This window comes from Dietzia sp. SYD-A1 (assembly GCF_015356725.1).
Lineage (GTDB): Bacteria > Actinomycetota > Actinomycetes > Mycobacteriales > Mycobacteriaceae > Dietzia.
The window spans coordinates 1-1,481 of record NZ_JADDKI010000475.1; the positions used below are offsets into that span (position 1 = coordinate 1).

Here is a 1,481-nt window from a genome sequence, read left to right on the forward strand (position 1 = left end):
CCCGCGGACCGCCAGGGTCCGCTCGGGCGTCGGTCCCGCCACGCGCCGCCTCACGTGATCCCCAACGCCGGGACCTCGGGCACCAGGCCCCACAGGGCGAAGGTGAGCACGATGTCGATGAACCCGATGAGGAGGATGCTGGTCCGCAGCGCACGGCCTGCGGCCCGCCCGACACCCTCGGGCCCGCCCGTCGCGTGGTACCCGTAGCTGCAGTGCACGAGCACGATCACCAGGGCGAACACCACGGCCTTGATCAGCGAGTAGAGGACGTCCTCGGGCCCCAGGGTGATGTGGAAGAAGTAGTCGTAGGTGCCCGCCGAACCGCCGTTGACGTGGACCACCACCACCCGCGTGGCGATGTACGTCGCCACCAGCCCGACGGCGTACAGCGGCACGATGCAGATCATCGTGGCGATGACCCGCGTCCCGGCCAGGTAGGGGACGGTCGGCACGGACATCGCGTCGAGGGCGTCGATCTCGTCGGAGATCCGCATCGACCCCAGCCGGGCGGTGAAACCGGTGCCCACCTTGGCGGCCAGGGCGATGGAGGCCACGACGGGCGCGAGTTCGCGCGTGTTGGCCATCGCCGAGAGCATCCCGGACAGACTGGTCATGCCGATCAGATCCAGACCGCGGTAGGTCTCGACGCCCACCATGATCGCCGCGACCGCGGACATCGCCAGGACGATCCCGATGGTGCCGCCGCCCGCGATCAGCGATTTGGAGCCGAAGCCCACGTCGACGACCTCGTTGACGACCTGTTTGCGGTACCGCACCAGCGCGGTGGGCAGCGTGAGGATCACCCGGCCCGCGAAGCTCACGTGGCGGCCGACCTCCGCCATCGCCGACGCGGCCCGGGCCAGGACCGCGGCGGGCCGGGACGCCCGGAACTTCTGCACGGCGCTGGTGTCCGTCACCCGGAGCGAGGTCACGTCAGTACTTCCCCACCGACGGCACGACGAGCCCGTAGACCGCCGACAGGACGGTGTTGATCACGAACACGGTGACGAAGGCCAGGACCACCGTCTCGTTGACCGCGTCCGCGACACCGCTCGACCCGCCGCTGGCGTGCAGCCCCTTGAACGTCGCGATCAGGGCCGAGACCACCGCGAACGCGACCGACTTGGCCATCGCCATCCACAGGTCGGACGGGCGGCCGTACGCGCTGAGCGTGGACAGGAACGCCCCGGCCGACTCCCCCTGGCCGTACACCTGATAGATCAGGCACGCGGTCACACCCATCGCGGTGACCAGGGCGCACAACACCAGGGAGACCAGCACGGTGGCGAGGACGCGGGGCACCACCAGTCGCTCGATCACGTCGAGCCCCATCACCTCCATGGCCTCGACCTCCTCGCGGATGGTGCGGGAGCCCAGGTCCGCGCAGATGGCCGAGCCACCCACCCCGGCCAGCATGAGCGCGCAGACCAACGCCGACGCCTGCCCCACCACGACGAAGGCCACCACGGCCCCCGCATACC

General features: G+C 70.3%; 2 protein-coding genes. Both read right to left on the reverse strand.

What is annotated here, in order from left to right; all coding sequences use genetic code 11:
• Window positions 1–50: 50 nt before the first annotated feature.
• On the reverse strand, window positions 51–842 hold the full coding sequence (locus IY392_RS15820; RefSeq protein WP_107758293.1) for an ABC transporter permease: 792 nt from the start codon (window positions 840–842) through the stop codon (window positions 51–53).
• 91 nt (window positions 843–933) lie between these two features.
• Window positions 934–1,481: ABC transporter permease (locus tag IY392_RS15825; RefSeq protein WP_194861727.1), on the reverse strand; the 548-nt coding region annotated here is incomplete at its 5' end.

Excerpts from the sequence above, each read along its gene's own strand:
- IY392_RS15820 (WP_107758293.1), bottom strand. The coding sequence starts at position 842 with ATGGCGGAGGTCGGCCGCCACGTGAGCTTCGCGGGCCGGGTGATCCTC.